The sequence below is a fragment of the Mannheimia kashgarensis genome, from assembly GCF_041807705.1.
Taxonomy (GTDB): Bacteria; Pseudomonadota; Gammaproteobacteria; order Enterobacterales; family Pasteurellaceae; genus Mannheimia.
Map to the genome: position 1 here is coordinate 1 of NZ_JBGTYY010000055.1, position 4,345 is coordinate 4,345.

The 4,345-nt window shown below is 37.5% G+C and carries 3 protein-coding genes; 1 reads left to right on the forward strand and 2 read right to left on the reverse strand.

Features of this window, described 5'->3' with window-relative positions; translation table 11 throughout:
• Window positions 1-1,489: 1,489 nt before the first annotated feature.
• Together ACERCF_RS12325 and ACERCF_RS12330 are read right to left on the reverse strand one after the other, a co-directional pair.
• Window positions 1,490-2,569, reverse strand: a complete 1,080-nt coding sequence (locus ACERCF_RS12325) for a hypothetical protein (protein ID WP_373625763.1) — start codon at window positions 2,567-2,569, stop codon at window positions 1,490-1,492.
• A 241-nt stretch (window positions 2,570-2,810) separates the two neighbouring features.
• Window positions 2,811-3,041, reverse strand: a complete 231-nt coding sequence (locus ACERCF_RS12330; RefSeq protein WP_176809304.1) for a hypothetical protein — start codon at window positions 3,039-3,041, stop codon at window positions 2,811-2,813.
• A gap of 105 nt (window positions 3,042-3,146) precedes the next feature.
• Between ACERCF_RS12330 and ACERCF_RS12335 the strand changes: the two genes are divergently transcribed.
• Window positions 3,147-4,316, forward strand: a complete 1,170-nt coding sequence (locus ACERCF_RS12335) for a hypothetical protein (RefSeq protein ID WP_373625764.1) — start codon at window positions 3,147-3,149, stop codon at window positions 4,314-4,316.
• The last annotated feature ends 29 nt before the right edge of the window (window positions 4,317-4,345 follow it).

Below are 4,345 nucleotides of genomic sequence, written 5' to 3' on the forward strand. Positions count from 1 at the left end.
TTTAAACGAGCTTTTACTTTTAGCTTATATTTTTGAAAGTATTATATTTACACTCAAATAGAACAAAAAAACATCTAATCGAATGACTTTTACGCTAATTGCTAACAATAAGTACACTTATGACACCTACAACCGTGTGGCAACGAGAAGCTTTGACACAAATACGGAAAAAGAGGGTTTTGAGAAGGTTGAAACTTATAGTTACGACTCTTATGGAAGACAAACAGGCATCGCAATGGATGACCCATCAACCGCTGGCATAGATAATTATATTTCTTATGAACGTGACCTCTTTGGAAATATTACCAAAAAAGTCAATATGGATAGTTCAAAAGCTGTGATAAATCAAGTTGAATATGAACGAAACCTATACGGTCAACATTCTAAAACAGTATATCTCACTAAGACTGGAGAAGTAGATTGGACTCGCTCTTTAACCTACAATGCTCACGGACGAGCTATTCGTGAACAGGACGATAGAAGCAAAATAGGTGTATGGGATAATGGTGATAACATCAAAGAGTTTACCCGCAGTGATGATGCCGTTGGTCTCATTGTTGCTCGTAAATCTACCTATCATAATGTAAAAGGCGATGTTACAACAAATGTTATCTTTACCTATGATGACTATAACAGACAGGTTCTGGAACTTGAAGACAAAGACGGAAATGGTGAAATTTCAGTTGGAGAGAACTATCTTAAACGCATTTACGAAGAAAGCTCAACACTAAATTTAGCAACTACTTATCATTATATGACAGGTGCTGAAGACGAAGATATCTTACGTTATACTGTTCGTGTAAATAGAGAAGTAGAGGGCGATGCTATCTCTCGCTTTATCTCAAATAATAAAGGGGAGTTTGAAACGCTAGTCTATGATGGATGGGGTGCACAGAAGTCATCAACCGAAGACTACACTGAGGAGCGATTCCAAGCTCTGTTTGACAAATTCGGCGGTAAGTTGAAAACGTTGAATTTATCGAATGAAACCCAAAGCACAGAGATTACATTCGATAACGACACGTTAGCGAAAATGACTGCTGGACGGTTAGTGATTAACGGTGATAAAACCGACACCATTAACCTGAAAGACGGTTCAGAGTTCAGTAAACAGGAAGCAACGGTGAAGGAGGGGGCTAACGACTATGTGCAGTACACCACAGAAGTTGGCGGAGACACCTATACCTTGCTGATTGATACNTAAACAGGAAGCAACGGTGAAGGAGGGGGCTAACGACTATGTGCAGTACACCACAGAAGTTGGCGGAGACACCTATACCTTGCTGATTGATACCGATGTTAATGTGAACCTACTGTAATTCCATAGTATACAAGCGGTCGGTTTTGCCGAGAAATTTACAACCCACCGCTGCTTAAAAAAACAAAACCTGTTGCCGGTCGGCAACAGGTTTTTTTATTATCAATTTTCAACCGAAGCGGGCATTTTGCAAATTTCTCAGCAAAATGCACCGCTTGCAGGGTGAACCGATTAGGCTAAGACAACATTGATGTCAGTATCGATTTGCAACGTATAGGTTTGTCCATCGCCCTCTGTACTGTATTGGTAGTACTCATTCTTACCAGCTTTCACGGTTGTATCCAACTTGGTGAATTCCGTATCGTCTTTGAGTCTCACCGTATCGGTGGCATCGCCACTAATCCGTAACATTTGGTTTTTAGCAAGTTTCGCAACCACATCTTTATCTAGGGTTATATCTGTCTTAGCAAGATTATTAGTAAGAATAATTTCTACAACTTTGCCTTTAGCATTGTCTAAGAAGGTACTCCAATTATCAGAGGTGTAGTCATCCTTGGTTGAACGATTAGCATTAAAACCATATCGAATTGTAGTTTCATTTTTGGCATTAGTATCCAAATATCCGATGTAGTTACCACCAGCCTCCGCATCTTGATACATAAACTTATAGATACTTATTAAAGTATCTCCACGGTAGTTTTTAGCAGTATCACGACTGCTAGTTTCGCCAATGTAGGAAAGTTTTTCCATTATTTCATCACTATCAAATCTACCATTATTATTTCTATCAGCAAATGATGCTATATTTCTATTTAGTTCATCATAAGTGTAAATATTAGTAACTTTAGTTTCTCCATTTGATGTTACTTGGGTCAACACTCGGCTAGCTAGGTTATGGGTAATACTATCCGCATAAGTATGCTCAAGTTTGACATCACCTATATCCCAGACATTATTACCATTTCTATCTTCCCAAGCTGTTGCTACTCTACCAAATTCGTCTCTGGTATAAATCAGGTTATTTGCAACTTGGGCTTCAGAGCTATAGTTAACCTGTTTGGCTAGTTGAGAGTATTCATTATATACATGCTCTACCTTGTTCGTTAACGTACCATCTGCTTGGTAATTGCGAATGAATTTATCGCGTCCATACAGATCTCTTTCACTCGTTCTTATTGCATTGACAGAGATATTATCACCTAATACGTCAGTCTTAGTATCAATAAGGTTTCCATACGAATCATACTGATAGCTTTCCACACGCTCAAAACCATCCTTCGCAAAGTCTGTGTCAAACTCACGTGTTGCCACACGGTTGTAGATGTCATAAGTGTACTTATTGCAACCAATTAATAGATTTTATTGTTCAATTATATATTTTTAATCGCCATAAGCTATATGTTAACCAAATATAAGGCAATAAAAAACGCCTATGAAATCTCATAAGCGTTTTCGATCAGATTAGTTTTTTACTTAACGTATTTTTGTACAACGATTGCAATGCCAAACATCACAAAGGCAAAAACAGCTAATCCAAATGTTAAACCAGTCATTATGTTTCTCCTTGTTTATGTTTATTTCGTCTCAAATGGCGGCTGATGAGCAATGAAAAATAAGCTCCTATTAATAATAAGAATGAGTTAATGATCTTTATAACAGCCGTTTCGTTCCCATAAAGCATAACAGGAATAGCAAGAATTGCAACTTTTGCAATATCATCGGCAATTTTTGCCCAGGCATCAATCGTCTCAGTTTCTATTGGGCGTTTAAATAGATTAAACATATTTTCTCCTTAATTTAGGCATCGCAATATAGTAAGGTTACTTTTTTATAAAGTCAAAACTGTCAATAAAATTAAGTGTTATAATTAACTATATAGGTTCAAAAATTGATTGAATTTTATTCTTATTGGGTATTAATTAATCAAGAATGTGATGATAAGTACACTTATGACACCTACAACCGTACGGCAACGCGTGAGTTTGACGCTGACTTCTCTGAAGGGAAAGATGGAGCTGAGCGAATTGAAAATTATACTTACGATAATTACGGTAGATTAATCGAAACCAAAGAAGATATCTTAGGCGATGCTATCGATGTGAATAGCCGAATGGTGCGTGAAAGAGACGAGTTTGGTCGTGATAAAGTCATTCGCAACTACCAAGCAGATGGTACGTTAATTTGGAAACGAGAGTATGAATATGATGAGTACGGCTATATAACCAAGTTTACCAACTATTCATCTGAAACTAATAAGAGCTTTATCAACAGCTATACCCGTGATGAGTTTGGTCGAGTATTTACTCTATGGGAAGATAAAAACGCTAACGAAATCTTTGATGTAGGCGACTTGAAGCAGACGCTCATCTACAACCAAAGCATAAATAGCAATTACGCTGAGCGAATTGATGAAAGTGTTAGTTCTAAAACTCATAACTTCTATACTTATGATGAGCTGAACAGACGAGTAACTAGCTTTAGAGATAAAAACGGCAACAAGCAGGTAGATGGCAATGAAGTATTTACCAAATACTCTTATATCGGAGAAACGGGTATTACAGATGTTATGGAGAACTATCGAGGAGGAGATAAACTAGAGCAATTATATGAAGTTCGCAAAATTATCTACCAAGATGCCGGTATTAGCGGTTCTCATATTGCTGCGTTAAATGAAAATGTCACTAAAGCCGAAACTACTTTATACTATGGTGTTTCAAGCTTGCATTATTCAACCAAAGATGACTACACCTCTGAAAAATGGCGTGCGTTATTGGATAATTACGAAAACAAAATTATCCAAATCAACCTAACCAATGCAAGAGCAAGTACAGACATCACGGTTGATAATGATGTTATCGCTAAAATCAGCAAGAACCCAACCTTGCGAATTAACGGTGATGGTACTGATACTGTGAGGCTGAAAGACAGTAGTGAGTTCACCAAACTTGAGGCGAAAGTAAACGCAGGCTCTAACGAGTTCCATCAATACACCACTACGGTGGAGGGCGAATCTTACACCTTACAAATTGATACGGATATCAATGTCGTCTTGGCTTAATGTTATGTTAGCGTAACCAGCCATTAACA